Origin of the sequence: Thermogemmata fonticola (assembly GCF_013694095.1) — a bacterium.
Classification (GTDB): domain Bacteria; phylum Planctomycetota; class Planctomycetia; order Gemmatales; family Gemmataceae; genus Thermogemmata; species Thermogemmata fonticola.
In genome coordinates this window covers 43,692-66,448 of sequence record NZ_JACEFB010000012.1, presented here as the reverse complement: position 1 = coordinate 66,448, position 22,757 = coordinate 43,692, and the positions used below count along the sequence as shown (strand labels likewise).

The 22,757-nt window shown below is 59.6% G+C and carries 14 protein-coding genes; 8 read left to right on the top strand and 6 right to left on the bottom strand.

The features are described 5' to 3' along the window. The first annotated feature begins 107 nt into the window (after positions 1 to 107). Positions 108 to 1,748, top strand: a complete 1,641-nt coding sequence (gene groL, locus H0921_RS13980; RefSeq protein ID WP_194539133.1) for a chaperonin GroEL — start codon at positions 108 to 110, stop codon at positions 1,746 to 1,748. A 250-nt stretch (positions 1,749 to 1,998) separates the two neighbouring features. Here groL and H0921_RS13975 read toward each other — a convergent pair whose 3' ends face one another. Further along, positions 1,999 to 3,384 (bottom strand): metallophosphoesterase family protein, encoded by a 1,386-nt coding sequence (locus tag H0921_RS13975; RefSeq protein ID WP_194539132.1) that lies wholly within the window; start codon positions 3,382 to 3,384, stop codon positions 1,999 to 2,001. Positions 3,385 to 3,593: 209 nt separating this feature from the next. Then, positions 3,594 to 5,537: an ABC-F family ATP-binding cassette domain-containing protein gene (locus H0921_RS13970; RefSeq protein WP_194539131.1), complete on the bottom strand. Its 1,944-nt coding sequence runs from the start codon at positions 5,535 to 5,537 to the stop codon at positions 3,594 to 3,596. Between the two features lie 277 nt (positions 5,538 to 5,814). On the opposite strand from H0921_RS13970, the gene H0921_RS13965 reads away from it, so the two are divergent. Continuing rightward, positions 5,815 to 6,282 (top strand): carbohydrate-binding domain-containing protein, encoded by a 468-nt coding sequence (locus H0921_RS13965; RefSeq protein ID WP_194539130.1) that lies wholly within the window; start codon positions 5,815 to 5,817, stop codon positions 6,280 to 6,282. Positions 6,283 to 6,398: 116 nt separating this feature from the next. On the opposite strand, the gene H0921_RS13960 is transcribed toward H0921_RS13965, so the two are convergent. Next, complete coding sequence (locus H0921_RS13960; protein WP_194539129.1) at positions 6,399 to 7,805, bottom strand: tetratricopeptide repeat protein; 1,407 nt, start codon at positions 7,803 to 7,805, stop codon at positions 6,399 to 6,401. 347 nt (positions 7,806 to 8,152) lie between these two features. Here H0921_RS13960 and H0921_RS13955 point away from each other — a divergent pair, with 347 nt between their 5' ends. The 3 genes from H0921_RS13955 to H0921_RS13945 all read left to right on the top strand — a co-directional run bounded on the left by H0921_RS13955 (position 8,153) and on the right by H0921_RS13945 (position 12,362). Then, the gene (locus H0921_RS13955) at positions 8,153 to 9,172 is read left to right on the top strand and encodes a DUF1559 domain-containing protein (RefSeq protein ID WP_228499737.1); all 1,020 of its coding nucleotides are present in this window, start codon (positions 8,153 to 8,155) and stop codon (positions 9,170 to 9,172) included. A gap of 195 nt (positions 9,173 to 9,367) precedes the next feature. Then, on the top strand, positions 9,368 to 10,822 hold the full coding sequence (locus H0921_RS13950; RefSeq protein WP_194539128.1) for an outer membrane protein assembly factor BamB family protein: 1,455 nt from the start codon (positions 9,368 to 9,370) through the stop codon (positions 10,820 to 10,822). Between the two features lie 79 nt (positions 10,823 to 10,901). After that, positions 10,902 to 12,362 (top strand): hypothetical protein, encoded by a 1,461-nt coding sequence (locus tag H0921_RS13945; RefSeq protein WP_228499734.1) that lies wholly within the window; start codon positions 10,902 to 10,904, stop codon positions 12,360 to 12,362. 194 nt (positions 12,363 to 12,556) lie between these two features. Here H0921_RS13945 and H0921_RS13940 read toward each other — a convergent pair whose 3' ends face one another. The 3 genes from H0921_RS13940 to H0921_RS13930 all read right to left on the bottom strand — a co-directional run bounded on the left by H0921_RS13940 (position 12,557) and on the right by H0921_RS13930 (position 16,681). Continuing rightward, positions 12,557 to 13,780 carry a hypothetical protein gene (locus H0921_RS13940; RefSeq protein ID WP_194539127.1) on the bottom strand — a complete coding sequence of 408 codons (1,224 nt, stop codon included), beginning with the start codon at positions 13,778 to 13,780 and terminating at the stop codon, positions 12,557 to 12,559. Between the two features lie 208 nt (positions 13,781 to 13,988). Beyond that, entirely contained in the window at positions 13,989 to 15,044 is a 1,056-nt protein-coding gene (locus H0921_RS13935; RefSeq protein ID WP_194539126.1) for a hypothetical protein, read from the bottom strand. 323 nt (positions 15,045 to 15,367) lie between these two features. Then, positions 15,368 to 16,681, bottom strand: a complete 1,314-nt coding sequence (locus H0921_RS13930; RefSeq protein WP_194539125.1) for a Gfo/Idh/MocA family protein — start codon at positions 16,679 to 16,681, stop codon at positions 15,368 to 15,370. Positions 16,682 to 16,922: 241 nt separating this feature from the next. Between H0921_RS13930 and H0921_RS13925 the strand changes: the two genes are divergently transcribed. The 3 genes from H0921_RS13925 (at position 16,923) to H0921_RS13915 (ending at position 22,518) form a co-directional block, all read left to right on the top strand. Then, positions 16,923 to 17,366 (top strand): hypothetical protein, encoded by a 444-nt coding sequence (locus H0921_RS13925; RefSeq protein WP_194539124.1) that lies wholly within the window; start codon positions 16,923 to 16,925, stop codon positions 17,364 to 17,366. A gap of 111 nt (positions 17,367 to 17,477) precedes the next feature. Then, positions 17,478 to 18,839, top strand: coding sequence for an efflux RND transporter periplasmic adaptor subunit (locus tag H0921_RS13920; RefSeq protein ID WP_194539123.1), 1,362 nt, complete (start codon positions 17,478 to 17,480; stop codon positions 18,837 to 18,839). A gap of 136 nt (positions 18,840 to 18,975) precedes the next feature. Further along, positions 18,976 to 22,518 carry an efflux RND transporter permease subunit gene (locus H0921_RS13915; RefSeq protein ID WP_194539122.1) on the top strand — a complete coding sequence of 1,181 codons (3,543 nt, stop codon included), beginning with the start codon at positions 18,976 to 18,978 and terminating at the stop codon, positions 22,516 to 22,518. Positions 22,519 to 22,757: the final 239 nt, after the last annotated feature.

The window sequence follows — 22,757 nt, the reverse complement described above, 5'->3', positions numbered from 1 at the left end:
AGGAAAATCAACACCTGCCTCCGTGGCTAGCCTTGGCGGCAGGTCCATGAGGTTCCTAGTGGGTCCGAAGTTTGTGGTGTCACTGAACTAATACTGAGGAAACGAGCATGAGCGCCAAACAACTGATTTTCGATCAGGAAGCCCGTGAGGCCATGAAGCGGGGCATCGCTAAGCTGGCCCGCGCTGTCAAGGTAACGTTGGGACCAAAGGGCCGTAATGTGGTGATTCAGAAGTCGTTCGGCAGCCCAACCGTTACCAAGGATGGCGTGACCGTGGCTAAGGAAATCCAATTGCCCGATCATGCCGAGAACATCGGCGCCGCCTTGGTCAAGGAAGTGGCCTCCAAGACCGGCGACGTGGCCGGGGACGGAACCACAACAGCGACGGTTCTAGCGGAGTCCATCTTCTTGGAGGGACTGCGCGCCGTCGTGGCCGGTTCCAACCCCATGTTGATGAAGCGCGGCATGGACAAGGCCGTCGAAGATGTCGTCGCCAAACTCAAGGACATGACTATTCCGGTCAAGGGAAAGGCTGATCTCAAAAACGTCGCTACGGTTGCTGCCAACGGGGACGAAGTTATCGGCAACATCATTGCCGAGGCCATGGACAAGGTGGGCAAGGATGGCGTGATCACGGTGGAGGAAGCCAAGACCATCGAAACCACCTATGAGTTTGTTGAGGGAATGCAGTTCGACCGGGGTTACCTCTCCCCCTACTTCATCACCAACCCCGAAACGATGGAATGCGAACTGGAGGATGCCTACATCCTCATTCACGAAAAGAAGATCACCAGCAGCCGGGACCTGATCCCCATTCTGGAGAAGGTGTATGATCAGCGGCGCCCGTTGTTGATCATCGCGGAAGAAGTCGAAGGCGAGGCCCTGGCTACCCTGGTGGTCAATGTCATCCGCTCGCAGGGGGCCTTCCGCGTCTGTGCCGTCAAGGCGCCGGGCTACGGCGACCGCCGCAAGGCCATGCTCCAGGATATCGCCATCCTCACCGGCGGTCGGGCCATTTTCGAGGACTTGGGCATCAAACTGGAGAATGTCACCCTGGCGGACTTGGGCCGGGCCAAGAAAGTCAAGGTGGATAAGGACAACACCACCATCATCGAGGGAGCCGGCAAGAAGGCCGACATCGAAGCCCGCATCGCCAGCATCCAGAAGGAACTGGAGAAGAGCACCAGCGACTACGACCGGGAGAAGCTGAGCGAGCGGATCGCCAAGCTCAAGGGCGGGGTCGCCAAGATCAATGTGGGTGGTGCCACAGAAACGGAAGTGAAAGAGAAGAAGATGCGGGTAGAGGACGCGATGCACGCCACGAAAGCGGCCTACCAGGAGGGGATCCTTCCTGGTGGCGGTGTCGCTCTGCTGCGGGCGGCAACAGCCGTCCAGCCGCCGGAATCACTCACCGATGATGAAAAGGTGGGCTACAACATCATCCTGCGTGCCTGCCGGGCACCCCTACGCCAGATCGTCGAAAATGCCGGCGAGGATGGCAATGTCATCGCCAGCAAAATCCTGGAAAACAAGGACACTAACTACGGCTACGACGCGCGGGCTGGTGAGTTCTGCGACATGGTCAAGAAAGGAATCATCGACCCCACCAAAGTCGTCCGCAGTGCCCTGCAAAATGCTGCCAGCGTGGCGACTCTCCTGCTCACCTCGGATGCGCTCGTCGCCGAGGAGCCGAAGAAGGAGGAAGCCAAGAAGGGCGCCGCCGGCGGCAACTACGATGACCTCTATTGATCGTTCTGCCATTGACCTTGGTCGCAGTCAGGCGGCTAGCCTCGACGGCTGATCAGGTTCGGGCGGCGATCACCTCCGCATCAGCCAACCTTCATTTTTCTGCTACCACCGCGCCTGGCATCGCCGACGATAAGACTCGGCCCTTCAGGCAGGTGCGGTGGTATTCCTTTTTTACCCCCCGCGTTGTTCACCGGTGCTATTCGCTCTCATGCCTCGCCGCGAGTGGGCAGAGTCCCCCACCAGGAACCGCTTATTCTCCTTCGCTTTCTTCCCAGAGGAATCCGCCGGCATCCGCCTCGTCCTCACTTTCCATTGCGGCTGCTCCAGGGCAGGAGGATAAGGAGGGAATCCCCGATGAAGTCACCGTTGCCCCGGTGGGGATTTCCCCGCACTCTTGCAGCACTTTTTCCACCATCTGCAACAAAGCCTGCCGTTCTTCTTCCGGTTGATCGGCCAGGTTGTGCTCCACATACTCCCGTACCACCTGGGCGACACTTTGGTGATGGCAGGCCTCATACTCTTCGAGAGGCCAGGGTTGCCCCAGAGCGTTGACCTCTCTCCAGTCCCGCTCATACCAACGAGGAAAGAGCTGGGCAGCTTTCTCTAGGATGTCGTCTAGGATGTCGTGGCCGGCCTGATAGTGGATGACAAGTTTGACCAGCGCTCGCTGCCGCCATTCTGGTGGATACAGCTGTTCCAATCGCGGCAGGTCCGACTCCGAGTCCCGGATGTGGATTTCTTCGATGGGAGTGGCAGGAAGGGGCAAGAACCGCGGCTCGGCGGATAAGCCCTGGCCTCCTACTTCCACAATGACCACACCCTTCCGATCATCTTTTTCCCCCAAGTCCAAGCATTCGATGCTACCGCTGTAGCGGATGTGCGGCTGACCGTTCAACACCTGGGGCTTGTGGATATGTCCCAGGGCGATGTAGTCGAACCATTCGACCCACTGCGCCCTTGGAATCACCACATCATCCGGCGGATGGATACGAAAGAGGCCATGACTGATGTCTGCCCCATAAAGCTGAATGTGGCCCGCTAGAACCGCCGGTATGGTCGGATCGAATCCCGGCGCACTGCATATTTTTTCCAAGGTTCGGACCCAGCAGCTACTCAGCATGTTAGCCCGTTCCTGGGGGGTGGTGCCGGACCGGGGCACGAAGAAATCCGGCGCGAAATGCGTAGGCCGAGGATAAGGCATGAGGACAAACTGCACGCGTGTATTCCGGCGGTCCGCTAGACAAAGCAGGGTGGGACGTGTCGCCAAATAGAAGCGGCCGCTGCGGCTAGGAGTGGCAGCCGAGGGAGTCACTTCCGCCGGTTCAACCAATCCCATCGCTTCGACAATGGTACCACAGAGATGCTCATTGTCGTGGTTTCCCGTCAAGGCTACAATCGTTCCCCCGCGGAGTAAGAAGGGGCGAAAGGTTTGTTCCAGGTGTTCGATATGTTCCCTCCAGGAGTCGGGCCGTACCATCTCACTAAACAGATCGCCCGCCACCAGCAACACATCCACCTCTTCTTGCTGGCAATACTCTGCGATCTGCTCGACAGCACGACGCAAATCCTCGGTTCGATCGATCCGCTGCCCCAAGCGGTCGCCGAGATGCCAATCGGCGGTGTGCAGGATTTTCATGCCCTTGCCCTCATGCCCTTGGCGTGTGATTTGCCACGGAACCCTGTTTCGGGATGGTCCGAGGTCTGTATGCCGACTCCCGTCCTTCACCGTAACGTGCAAAAGTTCCGTGCTTCACAGTAACACCAGGAGTAGCCAGAATCTATGACAGTTGCATGTTCCTAGAAAAAAGATGGCACGTTCTCGCGGGAAAAGGCGGACTCCCAGAATCAGCCGTTGAGTTCCACGGCCTCTTCCCAGTGCTCATAAAGTTGGGTCAAGGCGGCTTTGAGCTGTTCGATCTGCTGTAAAGTGGTGCGGACACGATCGGCATCGCGGTAAAGGTCGGGATTCTGCAATTCAGCTTCCAGGCTAGCCAAGCGGCTTTCCGCCGCGGCTATGTCGGCTTCGATGTCAGCAACTTTGCGGTAGGGGAAGCGGCGTTTGCGCCGCGGCTTACTGCTAGAGGATCGCGGCATACCTCCTCCCTCTGCCCCCGCGTGTCGGGAGGAACGGGAAGCGGATGGAGCCGAACCCCCCGCTTCTTTATTGGCCGCAGCGGCCGACAGGCGGCTTTGCCGTAAGGATTCGTACAAGTCATAATTCCCGTAAACCACCTCCGTGGTGCCGTGGTCGAAAACAATGAGCATATCAACGACCCGGTTGAGGAAATAGCGGTCATGACTGACCACGATGACGGAGCCATCGAAGGCTCGCAAGGCTTCTTCCAGAGCGTCACAAGCCCAGATGTCCAGATGATTGGTCGGTTCGTCAAGAACGAGCAGATTGGCCCGCTGTAAGGTCAAACGGGCGAGGGCAGCCCGGCTGCGCTCCCCGCCGGAGAGACTGCCCACCGGCTGCTCCACCACCTCCCCCGACAAACCGAAACTCCCGAGCAGATCGCGGAGGGTCTGTTCCGTGATGTCCGGATCATCGGCAGGGCGTACCGCCTGCAATACGGTCTGTTCCGGATTCAAGACAGCCAGTTGCTGATCCAGATAGCCAATGACAACACGATGTCCTATCTCGACCCGTCCTTCACTAGGCGCCTCCTCTCCGATCAGGATGCGCAGGAGGGTGGATTTGCCACATCCGTTGGGTCCGAGGATGCCGAGGCGCTTGCCCCGCGGCAACTCCAGGTTCAGATTGCGGAAGAGCACGCGCTGTCCGTAGCGCATGCCCAGGTTTTCCGCCCGGACGACCACATCGCCGCAGCGAGGCACCTCGCGGAAACGGATGCGAGGCATACCCGGCAGCACTGGCTTTTCCAATCGCTCCAGTTTCTCCAGGACCTTGGCTCGCGATTGCGCCTGCCGCGCAAGCTGGCCGTAGTGCACCCGCCGGATGTACTCTTCCTGCCGGGCGATAAACTCCTGTTGGGCCTCGTATTCCTTGAGTTGCCGCTCGTAGCGTTCTTGGCGAAGCCGGACGTACTGGTCGTAATTGCCGGGATAACTCGTGATCCGCCGCTGATGCAATTCCAAAATGCGGGTCGCCACTCGGTTGAGGAAATAGCGGTCATGACTGACGATCACCATCCCTTCCGCTTGGCGGACCAGGTATTCCTCCAGCCAGCGGGTCATGTGAATATCCAGATGGTTGCTCGGTTCGTCCAACAGCAAGACATCTGGGGCAGCCAGGAGTAATCGGGCGAGCAGCAAGCGCCGCTGTTGCCCGCCGGAGAGGGTAGCTGCGGGTCGGTGATAATCCTCTGGCCCAAACCCCAAGCCGCTCAGCACCGCTTCGATCTGATGATCGAGTTGATACGCATTGTGGTGGCGCAGCCACTCGTGCAGGCGATCGTACTGAGCACTGAGCTGCCGGCGGCGATCCTCATCGGTGCAGTGGGCCAGTTCGCTGGCGACTTGCTCAAATTGCTGTTGGGCGGCTATCAGCTCGTCAAGGCCGCTCTGGGCCACTTGATACACGCTCCAATCTGGCGGGAAATGGGCCTGTTGCTCCAACAGGCCGACACGTGCGCCGGCGTGATGTTGCACGCGCCCGCTGTCCGGACTATCCTGTCCCGCTAGGACCCGCAGTAACGTGGTTTTTCCCGCCCCGTTGGGACCCACAAGCCCCAGGCGATCCCCAGCGTGCAGCTCGAATTCGACGCCCTCAAACAAAGGGGTGGCCGAATACCCTCGGCTCAATCCGCTACAGGACAATAGCAACATCCCCGATCCATCCCTCTGGAAATTGGTGTCTTCTGGGCAATCAGCGTTCCCTTCCCGTACGTACTTCCTTCCCTCTTACGGATGCATTCCGAATGCAAGGCCATCGGCTTCTGGGCTAACATTTTAGCGGAATGCCGTTCCTCTCCTCCTCGGTTCCCTTTCCTCGGTTGCGCTCTGGCTGGGTTATCGGTTTTGTCCTATTATTGTTTCAAGTCAAGTCTGCTCCCTGCATCATCTACGCTGCCGGAAACCCATGTTTTTCCAGGAGGCCGTTCGCATGCGTCTGGTCGTCTGTCTCGCACTAGCAGGAGGTCTTTGCAGTACGATCCTCGCAGCCGAGGACGTGAAAATCCCCCCTCTCAGCGAATTCCAATGGAAGCCGGCTTTTGAAGGCGGCAAGGAATTGGGCGGTTACGACCCCGGCGAAGAGCGTTTTTACTTTTACACGAATGGGTCAGCCGTGGCAGAAATTCATCTTCCGGAAGCGGGCGAGTACGCCATCACCATCGAAGCCAGTTGCACCGAAGCGCAAAAGGAACTGGCGAAGTTCCGGATCACCTGCGGCGAGACGGTCGTCGTCAAAGAGCACACCTGCACCGGTGAAGAGCGAAAAAAGTACTCCTTCACAGCCAAACTAGCCGGCGGAAAGCAGAAGCTGGAAATCGCCTTCCTCAACGACGCTTACAAGGAAAATGAATACGACCGCAACTTCTTCCTCCATGCTGTCCAGATTCGGAAGAAGTAACTCCCCTCTTACGGTTCGTTGTGAACCCGGTTCGTTGCGAACTGAGGTGATGCTGGTTGCTGCCACTGCAATGACACTGAATAGTGTGCTGGCACTGGACTGACAGGGAGGAAAAATCACGGGAATAAGGCCGGCCAATCCGTGGGTCCGCCGAGGGTTTGGGATCGCTCCCACCAGCGGCGGGCCTCGGCTTTTTCTCCGGCCAACCAGAGTTGCCAGGCCAGTAGATAGGCGAGGGCCGGCTCCTGGGGTTGATCCGCCACCGCCCGACGCAGTGCCGCTAGATGATCGGCATATTTTCGGGGCTGGGAACCATACGGTTCCTTGGGATCGAAATGCGGCCCCGCTTGGGGATGGCGTTGCAGTCCCAGGCGTAAAGCGGCAAAGGCATCGGCATAGCGCCCGGCGGCGATCTCCGCTTGAGCTTGCCAGTAACGGGGAAAGGGTAAATCCGGGTCTTTCTCTGCCGCCCCTGCGAATAACCGAGCTGCCCGACCATATTCACCCGCCGCAAAGGCCGCCCGGCCCTGCTGAACCAGACGCTGCGCTTCCTTGCGAGGATCGGGATCGGGCTGTTCCACCTTCAAGGCGAGGGGTACTGCAAAGGGGTCCACCCGAAAAGGCATAGCCCCGACGGCCGCTTCGGGGACTGTGCTGACCGGTTCTGCGCCGCGATGGACTGACGGTGTAACCTTCGGCTCCTGAATCCTCGGTACGCCACTTCTCTGGGGACTGATCACCAAATAATCCCCGAAAGGCTGTGCTCCCCCCTTCTGGGAAGTCGCGGGAGGGATAGGCTCTGCCTGGGCAACACGACGCGGCACCGACGAGGCGGCGATTGCTCCTGGTTGTTGCGGGCTGATCACGAGGAACTCCCGCGGCGCTTCCGGAGGCGGAGGTGTTAGCCGATGGCCATCCCAGACTTCTGCATCCCGTGCCTGGACTGGAGGAGGATTTATCCTCCCCTCACGGAGCGGGTTTGCCGGACGCATTGCCATCTGGTCTGCCGCTCGAAATGCTCCCGGCAGGTCGGGGTCCGGCGGCGCTTGAACCAACGGCCAGCCCAGCGGCCCCAGCCAGGGATCGTCCCACATCACCGGCCAGACGCCCCAAGGACCAACGTTCCATCCCGGCCCTACGCCCCAACCCGGCGGTAAAAAGCCAGGGACCCACCCAGCCGGCGTCCACGTGGTCACCGGTGGATACCACCAGCCGCCGATCCACCACCGCGAAGGTCCAAACCAGGGGGTGCTGCCCCATCCCAAGATTCCACCACAAGGACCCCTGCCATACCAGCCGGCGGGTCCCCAGCCCCCCCAATCCCAATAGCGATACCCAAACCCTCCGACAAAACCGGAGATGATGACGCGCCGGCCCGGAATGATCACGCCAACCCCACCGCCACGCACCACCCCTCGGCCCGACGGAGGCAAGAAACCGGCCCGGAACTGGCCCCATGCTGCTGAACCGTCCGCCAGCATCAGCACTACTACCACCGCCAGACTTGCCACTCCGCGGCCCATGATTCCATCCTCCCTGCCGCATTTCCTGGAGACCACTCCTGCACTCACAACACTCAGACACCTTGACCGTTGGCTTGATGCCTCTGGCTTCGAGGAATCATCCCCGTGCCACTCGACCACGTCACACCCCTCGACCATCATTATCTCCCACCACGACGCGATCCCGCTAGCGGAAAGCTGATGCTCGGAATCTTCAAATTTCCTAATCGTAATATGTTGTAAAAAGATATTTTACGTAAGTCCGGAAAAAATTTTTGTTCGGAGGATTGACTGTATGGTATTACTTAGTAATATCAATGTTGTCAATCATGGAACCTGGTTTATCGTAGTCATGTGGAGGATACACCATGAAGATTATCCGGCCAATGTCGCGGGCGGCGTTCACCCTCATCGAGTTGCTCGTAGTGATTGCGATTATCGCCATCTTGATCGGCCTGCTGCTCCCCGCGGTGCAAAAGGTCCGTGAAGCCGCGGCACGCTTGTCGAGTCAAAACAATCTCAAGCAACTGGGACTCGCGATGCACAATCATCATGATGCCTTGCAAGTACTGCCGGCGGCGGAAGGCCCGGTCAGCGGCTCTATCAACTACGGCTTCTCAGCCCACGCCCAGATTCTGCCGTATGTGGAGCAGGAAAACTTGCAGCGCTTGATCGACTTGAGGCAGCCGCTCTACCTCGGCAGCGGGCCGTGGCGGACACTCAATCCCGTCCATGCTGCCGCGGCTCAAACGGTGGTCAAGCTGTTCCTCTGCCCGGCGGATGGCCAGGACCCTCTTTTCCGCAACTATTTCGCGGCGACCCTGGCCGGCACGAATTACGTGATCAACGTGGGGAGCGGCGTGGGTCCGTATGTCTCGCATTCTGCGCCGACCGATGGCGTTTTCTGGCGTGGTTCTCGTGTCAAGTTGACTGACATTACCGATGGCACTTCCAACACGCTGCTTTTGTCGCAAACCATCCTGGGCGCCGGTTACGATGTCACAGGACCGCGGCCTACCGGCCCGGCCCGCCACTCGGCCAACCGCTCCGCAGGACGCAGACCTGACCCAACCCTGGGTTTGAACCCTCCGCTTACGGAAAGTGAATGTGTGAGTGCCACCCAATGGCGTGGGGCGCGCGGCGGAGGTTGGATCCAACCCGACCTGGCAGCTACCTGTTTCAACGCCTACCTGCCGCCGAACAGTGCAATTCCGGACTGTCTAGGGCATGGCGCCGGTTGGTACACCGCCCGCAGCTTCTTCGCAGGAGGTGTCAACTGCTGTTTTGCCGACGGCAGCGTGCGCTTCATTCGGAACGACATCCCGGTAGCCGTCTGGCGAGCCATGGCGACTCGCGCAGGAGGGGAGGTTCTTCCGGGAAATGATTGAGGACCCCCAGCATGCGAACGAAGACTCCAGTCATCTTCCAAACGTGAAATGCCGGAGGTTGCCCTCCGTGTTTGCAGGAGTCCTATAGCTATCTATGACCGAGGCCGGTTGGAACGAAGGAAAAAGAGGGAAATAGCAACGCCTTCCCCCTCCGGCTTCGGACATCGGTTCTTCCCATAAACGAAGGAGTCGCCAATGACAGCAACCTGGAGCTGGCTCGTCGGCTGGAGCATCGTCCTCAGCGGTGTCGGCACGCCGTCTGACGCGCGTGAGGATTCATCCCCGGCTGGGGTGGCAGGAAATGTCTGGCCCGGTTTCCGCGGTGATGGCCGCAGCGTCACTGTGGCCCGGAACCTGCCGCTGGAGTGGTCCCCCCAAAAGAACATCGCCTTCCGCATCCGTCTGCCAGGTTACGGCCAGTCGTCGCCGGTCGTCTGGAAGGGACAGGTCTATGTCACCGCCGTCGAAGGAGAGCAGAAAGAAAAGCTGCACATTGTAGCTGTACGCCTGAGGGATGGTCGGGTGGTCTGGCACAAGGAATTTTCCGCCAGTCAGAAAGGGCGGAACAATCCGATGATGAGCCGGGCTGCGTCCACCCCCATCGCAGATGAACAAGGAGTCTACTGCTTCTTTGAAAGCGGGGACCTGATCGCCCTGCAACACGACGGCAAACTCCGCTGGCAGCGTTCCCTGAGCCAGGACTATGGAGCCATCAAGAACAATCATGAACTGGCCAGTTCCTTAGCCCAGGATGCCCAGCAACTGTTCATCCTGGTCGATCACTCCGGCCCCTCCTACCTGGTGGCTATCGACAAGGCCACCGGTAAGACACGCTGGAAAGCGGATCGCCCGTCGCGGACTTCGTGGACCTCACCTGTGGTGACCCAAGTCGATGACACTACCGTGGTGGTCGTTGCTTCTGGAGACACCGTCACCGTGTATGACGCCGCCACGGGTAAAGTCTTGGCCACTCTGGACAATCTGGTCGGGCTAAACATCGCCTCCCCAGTGGCCGAGGGGGAGTGGATTGTGTTGGGAGCGGGGGTCAACCGCCTCAAGCCCGATGCCGCCGCCTCCGCTCGTTCCAACTGCCTGCTGCGTTTGCAACACAAAAATGGACAATGGAGCTTGTCTCAGGTCTGGCCGGGGAAGAAGGCGGTGAGTGCCTTTGCGAGCCCCCTAATCTACGATGGGCACGTGTACTTCCTTACTCGCGAGGGAATGGTGCACTGCCTGAATGCCCGCACCGGTGAGCCACGTTACGTTGAACGCTTGGAAGATGAGGTCTGGGCAACACCCATTGCCGCGGGAGACCGCATCTACTTCTTCGGCAAGAAGGGGATCACGATCGTCCTCAAGAGTGGAGCAGAATTTGAGAAACTGGCTGTCAACCGTCTTTGGACACCCGAGGAATACGCCGCCCGGTTGGCTGAAGCCCGAAAAGAGGCGGAGAAGAAGTTGCCACCCCCGCCGCCGGGAAAGGGACCGGCTGGAGGGCCGGTTGTTCCGCCGGAAGAGATGCAGGCCGTCCGCTACGCCACGGTTGGAGATGTGGTCTACGCTGTTGCCGCGGTGGATGGCGCCTTCATCGTCCGCACAGGCACCGAACTGATCGTCATCCGCCAGCCGACGGGGACTTCTTCGCGATGAAAGTCGATGGGCTTATGGCTCTTGACTCAGGATTCGCTGCCCCCCGACTCGCTCACCAACTCGGTACGGAGGTATGACCATGCTACGCCGCTTGTGGGGTCTGTCTCTGGTGCTTCTCATCGCCCTGCTTAGCCAAATCATCGGCTGCAATGGGCGGGAAGAGGGGCTATCATCGCCGCTTTCTTCCTCCTCTGCGGGGAATCACGACGAGCCAGGGAAGAAAAACGTCCAACCCCGCCCCTTGACCCGCCTCTTTGTCCAGGACCTTGACAACTGCACCCTCAAATGGACAACTGTTCGCCTCGGTGAAGGGAACCAGTGGTTGCATGATCCCTGGACTACGGTGGACGGCTTTCCCAACCTCGACCCTAAGCGGCAGAAACTTGTGCAGATGGATGTCGTGGATCATATCCTCCTTGTCGGGGTCCGTGACGATGCCGATGGCACATTTCAGAGCGGCTGGGTCCTTTTGGATACCGGGGTGCGTTACATCGATCACGGTGATCACGGACATTGGAACTTCCGCCGGACACCTCTAGTCTGGGATCAAAAACTTGATGACCAACAGGGTAATCCAGCCCACCTGTACGTGTACAATGGTAAATTCTTCCTCGCCAATGATCGCCGCAACGGCTACACCCGGATCGACCCAAGCCGCTATCAGAAAACCAAAGAGGGTGTCCTTCACAAAGACACGCCCCGCTTCATCTCTGGCGGCGGCAACCACATCACCTTAGCCGTGGTGGAGGATAAGGTGGGTTACTCTTGCTGGATTGATGGCGGCGGGTCAAATAAAGGACGAGTCGATGTCACTCCGATACAGGGAGACAAAGCCGGTTCGCCTGCCTACTCCTTCCATCTACCTAGCGGCGGAATCCACGGCGCCACTACTGCTGCCGGCAAGGTCTTTTTTGCTCCAAGCGCCGGCATTTGTTGGGTGGCTGCGGATCTCGAATTGCGGCAGACGCCAGATACAGTGAAAGTGCATCACATCGATCTCGGTACCGAAGACGACAAACCACGCCGTACCGGGGCCTTCACCACTCACAAAAACTATGTGCTGTTCACCACGGGCAAGACCGTGCAAGCTGCGCTCGCCATCCTGGATGCCCGCGCAGAGCAGCCCCAACCGTGGTATGTCCCCCTCCCCGTACCGCCAGGCACACAACCGGTCACGCCAATCCTCGCGGACACCGCCTACGGCCCGCTGTATGCCTTCGTGTTCTGTGATCGTGTCAAACCGGTGGAAAATGCCACGGAAGTGCTTCACGTCATCGACCTGGACCCCGACCGTGATGGCAAGCTCCAGGATGCGAAATTGATCAAGACTCTTACTGTCGGAGCCAGCGCGGTCGAGGGGCATTTCGGCCACCATGACCTCACCTTCGATGCTGAGAAGCAATTCGGCTTCCTGACCAACCCGGCGGACAAGACCGTAGTCGTGCTCTCGTTGAAGACTCTGGAACCCGTGGCGGCCTTCACATTTGATGGCAAGCCGACGTCACTAGTTGCCGTGGGGAGTCGAGAGACAGACGACTAACGGCCGCCAGACCAGTGTGCAGCCTCCTGGAAGAGGAGGGAAAGGGAGCGGAGCACGTCGGGGCATTCGTCCACCCCGGCGTGCTACCGTTTTTCTCCAGGCTTGTCCCTAGTTGTGCCTATACCACGCAGTTCGTGACTATTCGTGATCAAAAACAGGGAAAGTGAGGAACGGGCACCCATCACGGTATGCTATCACCGTATTGTGAAGGGCAGGGCCACCGTTTCGATGCGAATTTCTCGTGTGATAGGGCCAAAGAGATCGACTTCAAACGGTCGGCCGACACGATTGCCGCACATATCCTCCAGGCGTGTGTCCACAACGAGGCGGTAGTTCCCAGCACACCATGGCTGTAGCGGCGTGAAGGTAAGAAGGTGTTCTCCGCCTCCTACAGCCGGAGTCAAGTCGAGGCGCTGGCCGGTTTCGGTTTCCAGCCACACGAGCCGTTCAAGCAATGCCCGATCCAGAGGGCGCGGTAAACGCACCAGCAGAGGCTGCCGGCTTTCCGCCCGCGGCAACTGGAGCTTCCATTGCTGGGGGTCCACAGGCGATTCCTCAGCCGGAACTGCTAAGAAGGTTTTGCGGTATTCCGCAGCCAATGGCCGACCATAGATATCCGTCCAGTCACCGCGAATCAGCAGGGTATAGCGCTGCCCCGCTTCCAGGATCGGCCCCTCTTCTTCGCGCGGCACCAGTTCCCGCTTGACGCGTCCTGGATGAAACAGGAGTGTCAGCCGTCGGCCATCATGGGACCACAATTCCTCGTCCAGTTCGAGAAACGGATGAGGCACTTCCCGGCCATCTTCGCGCAGAAGGCGAAAATGGCGATAAACATCACCACGGGACATCTCGCCGGAGAAATGAATGTAGAAGCGTAGAGTATTTTCTGGCAGAACGGCGGCTGAAGGATAAACAGCCACCACTCGGACGCGAGGTCCCGGATCCGGTGCGGGTATCTTCAACCGGACTTGAACCGCCGCCGGATGATTGGCAGACAGCCGCAATTCGGCCACATACTCATGCCCCGCGGCCAGGGGATATAGCGGCTCGAAGCGCACACCGCTTGCGGTCATACTGTAGGTGCCGGCCAAGGCGGGTCGATCCCCAGCCCCCTCCGCCACTCGCACGGGAAACAGCAGCCGCCATTGCTCTGGAGCGGGCGGCTGACGCTTCCAGCGTTGGAGCCACTCGGCAGGCAGATGCCGGGCCTCAATCACCCAGATTTTCTCTCCAGCAGTCCCAGAACTAGGAACGGAGACCAGCACGATCTCCGGCCGTTCCGCTTCTTCTCCACGGAGTACAGACGGCGAAGCCTCAACCCCTTCTGGACACAGGATCGTTCCCAACTCCACGAAAACAACGGGAAAGGAAACACATAGAGCAAGAATACTCACACTCTGGAACGACCGCATGATCATGGCTTTATCCTGGAGAAGAGCACAAAACATGTCGTTACCGGCACCGGGGAGGACTGCACGCCACGCCGCTTGGAGGTTACGGGAAGGCGGAGGCAAGCAGGGGGCCTCGGATCCCAGCAAAAGACCCAGGAGGGCCAGAGAGCGACTCTCGGTACTCCGCTAGCCCTCGCGGTCATTCTCTGCTACGACCTGGCTCACCCATTCGTCCTTACGGCAAGGGAATCGTCTTGAGATCAAAGCCATTCCCGCTGCGGACGAGGATGACCGCTCGGCTATCATCCAGCTTGTCCAACTGGACGACGTTCTGGAGCGACTCGACTTTCTCGAAGCGGACGCCCGCAGTGTCAGCAATGCGGCTGGTGATGGGCTTAGCGGTAGCGAATTCCTCGGTGGGAATCTTGAGGACGCCACGTGCCGTATTGGCCGTCATGATGTACTCCCGGCCATCCTTGGTGTAGGCAATCATGTCCAAAGGCTGATTGCGATTGCCCAACTCCGCAATGGTGACGCCGCGCACCTTGGCCCCCGGTTTAAGTTCCTTCACAGGGATTTTCACGAGCGGAGTGCAGGTGTACGAGGCGATGATGTACTCTTCCTCGCCGATGCGGTAGGGTGTGAAGGTACGAATCGGAGCGTTGGTTTCCAGGCGGCCATGCGAACCGTGATAGATTTCGATGACGGTGCCCTTATCCGCCTCCTTGAAGGGGTAAGGAATGACACGCAGGGTGCTAGCGAACTCTTCGCTGGATAGGCCGGCCACAAAGAGGCGGCCGCCCACGAAGGCCATGCAGGTAATAGCCCCCAACGGTTCCCGCTGCGTCTTGCCGGGATTCGGCAGCTTGACGCTGGAATACTCCACATCCTTGAGCGGAACGGCCTCGACTTCTCCGTTGCGCTTGACGCGAATGAGGGCAGGCTGGCCAGCTCCTGTGCCGCGCGTCACCGCAACGTAAATGTTCCCGGAGGCGGGATTCACCTTCAGGTCGTGGATCCGCACCTCCTTTTCGCCGACTCCCAACAGCCCGGCGATTTTCGCGTCAAGCCGTTCGATGTTCACAGCCTGACTGCCCGCTGGCTTAGTGTCGCCGGTAGACAAGGCTACCACAATGCCACTTTGCGGATCGCCCAAAAACAGCAATCCATCCGGGCCGAAAGCTAGAGCCGTAATCGATTGCAACGGCGGCGTTCCTTTGCTGACTACCCCCTCGGCAGCCCAAAGGGGGGCCACCCACAAGGTCCCGACAAGCAACAGAATCGTTCGCATGCGTCATCCTCCTGTCATGGGCGAAGGAACGGTTCCCAGGCTCACGTCCGATGGGTCATCCGGTGGGCTTCCGCTCCTGCGCCAGCCACACTGGAACCAACCGCGCAGCCAAGGGACACCCGCGACGACCCCGAACAATCCATCCCTCACAGAGGGAAAGTGCTCCCGGTTCTTTGATCTTCCTGACTGCCCCATGCTTCATGCAAGGAAAAAATCATGAAAAATGTCGGAGGAAGGAACACCAGGAGGGGGGAACTCCCCCACCACATACTCGTGACTACGTACTGGCACGCAATGCTGCTCCCGACTCCACGGGGAACGAATCACAATCCCGGCACCTCGAAACCCCGCCGGTAGGTTTTATGAACGAAGGCATTGGCCGGCTCATGGTTCGTGAATCGAAGGGCGGCGCTATCCCAGTGCAACTCGACTTTCGGGAATCGCGTCGCGAGGCAGCCCAGCAAAACCATCTCTGTCAGCGGACCGGAGTAGGAAAAAGGGGTGGAAGTTTGGCCGTGGCCACGGATCGCTTCGACGTACTGGAGATAGTGATTGTCCCCTTTGACTTCAGGAAGTTTGTAATCGCGGAATGCCTCGGCGGGGAGCAATTGCGGAGGAGCAATGTAGGGCGAGTAGAGAATCCCCTTCTCTCCGACATAAATCGAGCCTTGGTCGTGAAGCGGTTTGCCGAGGAGTTTTTGGACTTCCTGCGGCGGTCGAGCATTGCCGTTATACCACACCAGGGTCACCGGATCGGTGGTGTACTGGGTGCCGGGAAAGCGGTAATGCACTTCCACATCCAGCGGCCAGTTGTAGTCATTGGGGCCGGGAAGAACCGAGCACACCGTGGTGGGATGGCTCACTCCCAGAGCACCAAAGACCGGATCGAGGATATGGCATCCCATGTCGCCGAAGGTCCCCGTGCCGAAGTCGAGGCGTTTGCGCCAATTGCCAGGGTGATAGTAGCCGTTGCCAATGAACGGTCGTTCCGCCGCCACGCCCAGCCATAAGTTCCAATCGAACCCCGGCGGCGGGGTGTCCTCCCGTTTGGGACGCGGCTGCGGATCGCCCCACTGCTTGCCGCTCCAGGAGTACACCTGCTTCACCTTCCCGATCACGCCGTCATGGATCATTTGGACCACTTGCTTGTGAATAGGATGGCTGTGAATCTGAATCCCCATCTGGGTGACGAGCTTCTTTTCAGCAGCCAATTGCCGCATCCAGCGGGCTTCCTGAATGGTATGAGTGAGCGGTTTCTGGCAATACACGTGCAAACCGCGCATCATCGCCCGCAAGGCGATCGGGGCATGCATATGGTCCGGAGTGGAGACATTGACCGAATCGAGATTTTTCTCCTTGTCCAAGAGGACGCGGTAATCCTTGTAGACGGTGCAATGGGGGAACCGCTGTTTGAGATTGCCTAAACGAGCTTCATCGACTTCGGCAACTGCCACCAATTGCAGATGTTTGGAAGCCGTCAGGGCGCTGATGTCCGACGCAGCCATACCCCCGGCGCCAAAGCTAGCATGCAGAACCGTCTCGCTGGGAGCGGCGTAACCGTGCCGGCGCCACACATAAGGCCCAACCAGTGCCGTACTACCAACTTGCAGGAAACGACGGCGAGTGAGACGAGCCATAGGATACTCCTTGATAAGGTTCCGGTGAACGCAACACGGAGGGAGGGATAGAGGCAGGAACAACATCTGGGCATATTGTTGTCTGTCAATATAGCTCCTCTTTCCTCGGCCTGGAAATGGTTTTCCCCGAAAGCTGCGGCCTGAGTTGACGTCGGCAGCCTAACCTACCATAATTGGGTTAGTCACTAAACGGTCCCGCAAGCTGAGACCTAGTCCGCCTTTTTCCGGACTTTGCGCACCGATGGCTGCACCGCTGCTTATAGCTTTGCGTTGGTTGGCTCTCGCGATCACCGTAGCGGGCGCCCTACCGGTGCGCATCTGCACCTGCGGGGCGAGTCTGCATCTGCATGGTCTTTCCCCTTTCGATGGGCGGCAGAACATCCCACCCCTACCGGCCCCGGTTACTCCTGATGAGTCCATCCTGACCGACCATCTGCAACCGCTGGTGGAACATGATCCGGACTGCCACCTGGTTCGCCCCCGACCGCTGATGGCACCGGGGATTCTGCCTACCCCGGCAGATCTGCCCGACGAAGCGAGTCCGGAAATGCCCCCGGTAGAGATGATTTCTTGGGACGGGCTGTCAATTCTCGACTCTGTCCCGTTTTCGCTGGACTCCTACTCCCCGCCTTTACGCTTCTCACCAACTCCCTTGCATCAGGTTTTGTGCCAACTCCGCAATTGAAGCCCAGACGCCACATCGGTGGTCCTTGTGCTCCCGGGGATGAGGCTAACTCCGCAGTGTTGGCCTGCCGGGGGGCGGCTTCTGGGATTCAGATCAGGCGGAGTGCTCTTTATGCGCATCGGGCATTGGCTTATTCGCGGCATGGTGGGATTGTGCCTCATCGGCGCCCTGGTCGCTGCGTATCAGACACAGGCTTACTGGTGGCCGTACGTGTTTCCAGCACCGCCTCCTCCCGTTGAGGAAGCAAACGCGGGGGAAACCGAACCTGCCCCGGCCGATCGGATCAAACTCTCGCCGCAGGCTCAGCAGAATCTGGGGCTGCGTTCCGCGACTTTGACTCCGCGGCCCTATTGGCGAACGTTGTTGATCCCTGGGGTTGTGGTCGATCGACCAGGAGAATCAGACATAGGCATCCATGCCCGCGTGGGAGGAGTGATCACGGACATTGCCATTCGGCCTGGCGAGACGGTCCGTCCCGGCCAGCTTCTCTTCCGCATCGAGCTAGTCAGCGAGTTTCTCCAAGCCACCCAAATTGAACTGGCCAAAACAGTCAAGGAACTCGCTTTGGCGCAAGTGGAGCGGGACCGGATTGCGCGCTTGGTCGAAGGGGGTAGCGTCGCTGCGGCAGAACTCGTGCGGCAACAAAGTCAGGTAGAACGCCTGACGCACCTTGTTCAGTCGTTGCGCCGGCAGTTGCAGCTTTACGGCCTGCAACCGGATCAGATTGAACGGATTGAGAAAGGCGCGGTGGAAACCACGCTGCTCCTGACCGTCCCGCTGCGTTCCGATGCCCCCACAGCCCAGACCCTCTATGAGGTCAAGGAGCTCAAGGTCCGCCTGGGCGATCAGGTGGCCGCTGGCGCACATCTGTGCACCCTATCCGACCACCGCTGGCTCTTTATCGAAGGCTGGGCCTTTCCCAGCGAAGCCAAAGCCCTCACCGAAGCAGCGGAGAAAAACTGGCCCGTGACCGCCGACTTTGTGGATGAGGAACCGGAAGATTGGCCACCCCTTGAGCCGCTCACTATCCACCATTTAGGCAACCAATTGGATCCTCGCAACCGCACCTTTCCGTTCTATCTGTCATTGCCCAACCAGGCCCGGTCTTTTGAGCGCAATGGCAAAACCTATCTGGCCTGGCGCTTCCGCCCCGGACAGCGGGTCCGGCTGCGCGTGCCTGTGGAAAAGCTTACCACCAATGGCCCTGATGGCCTCACGAGCCTCGACCCCTTCGTGGTACCGGTGGAAGCTGTGGTACGGGAAGGACCGGAAGCCTACGTCTTCGTTCAGGCGGGCGATCTGTTCATCCGCAAACCTGTGCGCGTGTTGTACGAGGATTGGCGCGAGGCGGTCCTGGCCAACGACCGGAGCATCACGCAAGCGGAACTCGTGGTACTGAACCAGGCAGCGGCCCTGAATCGCGCCCTCAAAGCCGCTCAGACCGGCGGCTCGGACCATGACCATGATCACTGAGGCCATGCTCGCGGAAAGCCATGAAAGCTACCGGCCGCCCCATGGGGGCTACCGCCTGCCGCTCATTCCTGACCCAACCCACTGGCGATGTCCTTCCCGCTGTTCGCCAGCTTCGGACTGCCAGGAGTGATGTCCCATGCTCAATGCCGTTATTCTCTTTGCGCTGCGCCACCGCCCGCTGATTGTCATCGCTGCACTGGTTGTTCTGTTCTATGGCGGCTACTTGGCGAGCACGATGTCGATCGATGTGTTCCCGGAGCTGGACCGTCCGCGGGTCACCATCTTGACCGAATGCCCTGGCCTGGCAGCGGAAGAGGTGGAAACGCTCGTGACCTTTCCGATCGAATCCGCCGTTATTGGGGCGAGTGGAGTGACCGACGTGCGTTCCCAGTCGGCACCGGGATTTTCCTCCGTGGTGGTGGAGTTCGATTGGGGTGTGGAACAGCGGTACGCCCGCCAAGTGGTCCAGGAGCGTCTGGCCACAGTGACGGCGGATTTGCCCGCGGATGTTCGCCCCTACATGGCGCCGCCGGGGGCATTGCTCGGCCAGATCATGCTGGCGGGTTTACGTCGGCAACTCGGCCCTCAAGGTGGCATCCTGGCCCCCATCCCGAATACTCCTTACGTTGTTGAGCAGCTTCCGCCTCCGCCAACTCCACCACCAGCTTCCTCACCCGCTGCCACGGCTACGGGCGTGACCTCCCCCCGCATTGCCGTCTGGAAACCAACCGAGCGCCGGGACCCCAGCCGTTGGACTACCGTCCCCTACGAGGCTGCCCACTGGCAACCGCCGGATGCAGAAGGGAATCGCCATCTTTGGCTCCTACTCGACGGCAAGCCCCATTGGGTCCTCTTCCCCAGCGAGCAGAGGCAGCAGATGGAGCTGCGCACCCTGGCCGACTGGGTGGTGCGCCCCCGGCTGCTCAAGGTTCCTGGAGTGGCTCAAGTGCTCACCGTCGGCGGTGGGCGTAAGCAGTATCACGTCCTGATCGACCCTTACGCCCTCCACGAATTCGACCTGACCCTGCACGATGTGGAAACTGCCTTGCAGCAGAACAACGTCAATACCAGCGGCGGGCTATCCACCTTGCGAGATGTGGAACGCTCCATCCGCGTATTGGGGCGCTTGGGACCGCACAGCGAGCAGGTCCTGGCTGACCTGCGGAAAATTCCCCTCCGCCCGCATCCACATCGTCCGGTTCTCCTGGAACAAGTCGCACGGGTGACCGAAGCCCCACAGCTTCCTCGCGGCGATGCCAGTATCAACGGCCATCCGGGCATCCTCATCAATATCATCAAGCAACCCCAGGCCGACACCCGTCATGTCACCGCCGCCATCCAGGATACCTTAGCCCAAATCGAACCGTCTCTCCCCCTAGATGTTATCATCGACCGCAATCTGTACCAGCAGCGGGACTTCATCGATCGAGGCGTCTACAACGTCGGGGAAGCTCTTGTCATCGGAGCCGTGCTCGTCCTGGTGGTTCTGTTCCTCTTTCTGCTCAACGTCCGCACCACGTTCATTTCGCTGACTGCTATTCCCTTGTCCCTAGCGATTACAGCAATCATCTTCCGGCTGGTCGGTCAGCTCACGGGCACGCCGCTCTCCATCAACATCATGACGTTGGGTGGCATCGCAGTGGCCATCGGTGAACTCGTGGACGACTCCGTAGTGGACGTGGAAAACATCTTTCGCCGGCTGCGGCAGAACGCCCACTCGTCGCAGCCTCGTTCTCCCCTGCGGGTCATCTACGAAGCCAGCGTCGAAATCCGCTCCACGATTGTCTTCGGCACCCTCGTGGTCATCCTGGTTTTCCTCCCCCTGCTCGCCTTGTCCGGGATCGAGGGTCGGCTATTCACTCCCTTGGCCATCGCCTACATCACTTCCATTCTCGCTTCCCTGCTGGTGTCCCTGACTCTGACGCCGGTGCTGTCGTATTACCTGCTGTCGCGCGCGCCGGTCCTCCATCGGGAAAGGGAGAGCCTGCTCGTGCGAGTTCTCAAGGCCATCGCCCGCATCCTCATCCGCTGGAGCATGCGTTACACTTACCTTCTGCTTTTGGCGACCTGGCTCCTGGTCGGCTACTGCGCCTGGCGGCTGACCACGCTCGGCGGTGACTTCCTCCCGGCCTTCGACGAAGGAACCGTCCAGATCAACGTCCTGCTCCCCTCCGGCAGTTCGCTCCAAGCCTCGAATCAGATCGCTGCCGTCGTGGATCGCCTCCTGCGCCGCTATCAGGTTTCTCCGGACAATCCCCACGGCGAGATTCTGACCTATGCCCGCCGGACAGGACGCTCCGAACTGGACGAGCATGCTGACCCGCCCAACGAGAGCGAATTCTTTGTCACCATTAACCCTGATTGCGGGAAAAGCCGCAGCGAAATCCTGCACCTGCTCCGCTCAGCGGTCACGGAGGAAGTCGCAGGGGTCGATGTCGAAGTCGAGCAACCCCTGGCCCACCTCATCAGCCACCTGATCTCCGGCAGCACCGCTCAGATCGCGATCAAGATTTACGGCGATGATCTGAATGTGCTGGAGCGTCTGGCTCAGGAAGTCCGCTCCGCCGCGGCGACGGTCCCCGGCGTCAGCTCCCTGGTCATCGAACGGATCGGACTGGTCGAGGAAGTCCACATCAAGCTCAAGCCCGAGGCCCTCGCCCATTACGGCTTGAGCCGGGAATATGTCGGGCACTTCTTGCAAACCGCCTTGCGGGGTTCGGTCGTGTCGCAAGTCATCGAAGGGCAGCGGCGCTTCGACTTGGTCCTCCGTTTTGACGAACCGTACCGCACGGATGTAGCCAATCTCCGCCATCTGCACCTGGAGTTGCCCAACGGCGACCACCTGCATCTGGAGCAGATCGCGGACGTCACCCCCCCCACCGGTGGCGATGCGGGCGCCAACCAAGTCAAGCGGGACAATCTGCGCCGCCGGCTGATTGTCCGTTGCAACGCGCAAGGGCGGGACTTGGTCAGTGTCGTGCGCGACATTGAACAGGTAGTTGCGGACCGCGTTCAACTGCCGGAGGGTTACTTCATCGAGTACGGCGGTCAGTTCGCCAGTCAGCAACGGGCCACTCGAACCTTGAGCCTCCTGGCCGCTCTGGCAGCACTGGGCATCTTTCTGCTCCTGCTCATGCCGTTGCCTTCCCTGCGGATCGTCCTGCAAATCCTCAATGCTGTCCCCACCGCCTTTATCGGCGGCGTCCTGGCCCTGGTTGTGACCGGCCAGACCGTCAGTGTCGCTAGCCTTGTCGGCTTCATATCGCTAGGAGGTATCGCCATTCGCAATAGCATCCTGCTGATGAACCACTACATCCATCTCATGCGGCACGAGGGGGAGAGCTTCAGCGAACAGATGATCCTGCGTGGCACGTTGGAACGCCTTACGCCGGTCCTCATGACGGCGATGACGGCCAGTTTTGCCCTCCTGCCTCTGGTCATCGGCGGGCAGCAACCGGGCCGCGAAATCCTCTATCCCGTCGCTACGGTCATCCTCGGCGGCATTCTCACAGCGACCTTCTGCCAGTTTCTCATTCATCCCGGTGTCTTCTGGCGCTTCTGCGGACGGGATGCGGTACGACTCGCCCAGTCCACCTCCAACGACACTACGGATCTTGGCTCTTCCTCCTCAGCGGCCCCCGACAAACCCTCACCGCTTCCGCACTCCCCCGCCTCCTGATCCGCCTTTCATTCCCCACGGTTATTCATCCCCCCAGTTATGCCTAGCCTTGGCAGCGGAGATGAAAGTAACCGATCTCGATGATCCCGACATGGTCGGTCTCGATTACTCCGTTAGCCAACAATCTCTCGCCTGAGACTCCAGAGCAGTGATAGCTGAAAGGGTTTTGCATACCAGTAGCAGCGGGGACAAGAGGGGAATACGGACTCACGCCGTGAAGCTACAATGAATGAACGCGG

Excerpts from the sequence above, each read along its gene's own strand:
- H0921_RS13975 (WP_194539132.1), bottom strand. The coding sequence starts at position 3,384 with ATGAAAATCCTGCACACCGCCGATTGGCATCTCGGCGACCGCTTGGGG.
- H0921_RS13930 (WP_194539125.1), bottom strand. The coding sequence starts at position 16,681 with ATGGCTCGTCTCACTCGCCGTCGTTTCCTGCAAGTTGGTAGTACGGCA.
- H0921_RS13960 (WP_194539129.1), bottom strand. The coding sequence starts at position 7,805 with ATGGGCCGCGGAGTGGCAAGTCTGGCGGTGGTAGTAGTGCTGATGCTG.
- H0921_RS13965 (WP_194539130.1), top strand. The coding sequence starts at position 5,815 with ATGCGTCTGGTCGTCTGTCTCGCACTAGCAGGAGGTCTTTGCAGTACG.
- H0921_RS13950 (WP_194539128.1), top strand. The coding sequence starts at position 9,368 with ATGACAGCAACCTGGAGCTGGCTCGTCGGCTGGAGCATCGTCCTCAGC.
- H0921_RS13925 (WP_194539124.1), top strand. The coding sequence starts at position 16,923 with ATGGCTGCACCGCTGCTTATAGCTTTGCGTTGGTTGGCTCTCGCGATC.
- H0921_RS13955 (WP_228499737.1), top strand. The coding sequence starts at position 8,153 with ATGAAGATTATCCGGCCAATGTCGCGGGCGGCGTTCACCCTCATCGAG.
- H0921_RS13935 (WP_194539126.1), bottom strand. The coding sequence starts at position 15,044 with ATGCGAACGATTCTGTTGCTTGTCGGGACCTTGTGGGTGGCCCCCCTT.
- H0921_RS13945 (WP_228499734.1), top strand. The coding sequence starts at position 10,902 with ATGCTACGCCGCTTGTGGGGTCTGTCTCTGGTGCTTCTCATCGCCCTG.
- H0921_RS13920 (WP_194539123.1), top strand. The coding sequence starts at position 17,478 with ATGCGCATCGGGCATTGGCTTATTCGCGGCATGGTGGGATTGTGCCTC.
- groL (WP_194539133.1), top strand. The coding sequence starts at position 108 with ATGAGCGCCAAACAACTGATTTTCGATCAGGAAGCCCGTGAGGCCATG.
- H0921_RS13970 (WP_194539131.1), bottom strand. The coding sequence starts at position 5,537 with ATGTTGCTATTGTCCTGTAGCGGATTGAGCCGAGGGTATTCGGCCACC.
- H0921_RS13940 (WP_194539127.1), bottom strand. The coding sequence starts at position 13,780 with ATGATCATGCGGTCGTTCCAGAGTGTGAGTATTCTTGCTCTATGTGTT.
- H0921_RS13915 (WP_194539122.1), top strand. The coding sequence starts at position 18,976 with ATGCTCAATGCCGTTATTCTCTTTGCGCTGCGCCACCGCCCGCTGATT.